The organism is Paraburkholderia sp. BR10954 (genome assembly GCF_040965775.1).
Taxonomy (GTDB): domain Bacteria; phylum Pseudomonadota; class Gammaproteobacteria; order Burkholderiales; family Burkholderiaceae; genus Paraburkholderia; species Paraburkholderia youngii.
Window position 1 is genome coordinate 1 of the sequence record NZ_JBFRCK010000248.1, and the last position, 379, is coordinate 379.

The following is a 379-nucleotide window of genomic DNA, read 5'->3' on the forward strand; positions in this document are numbered from 1 at the left end:
GTGCTGCGCTGCCTGATGCCAGCATGATTGCGCCGCCAGGCGGTACCCGCGTATGGCTGGCAGCGGGCGTTACCGATATGCGCCGTGGCATGGATGGACTTGCCGCGCTGGTGCAGTCAGCACTCGGTCGTGATCCGTTCTCGGGGCACATTTTCCTGTTTCGCGGGCGTCGTGGTGACCTCATCAAGATTTTATGGTGGAGCGGCGACGGCATGAACCTGTACGCGAACTATCTGGCTTCATACTACAACGCCTTCAGTTAGATCAGAAGGTTTTGGATCCCAATGCCGCCCGGGCTGCTGCTGCGCGGTCAGTGAGTGAGTCCCATCGGCTGCTGTGCTTCACCGGCGGGTTCGAATCTGGGACCTCGTAGAGAAAC

The 379-nt window shown here is 59.9% G+C and carries 1 protein-coding gene; it reads left to right on the plus strand.

Going from position 1 to position 379, the window contains the following annotated elements; genetic code table 11:
- Positions 1-263 (plus strand): IS66 family insertion sequence element accessory protein TnpB (gene tnpB, locus AB4Y34_RS42095; protein ID WP_368719337.1); only part of this gene is annotated, 263 nt, incomplete at its 5' end.
- Between the last annotated feature and the right edge of the window lie 116 nt (positions 264-379).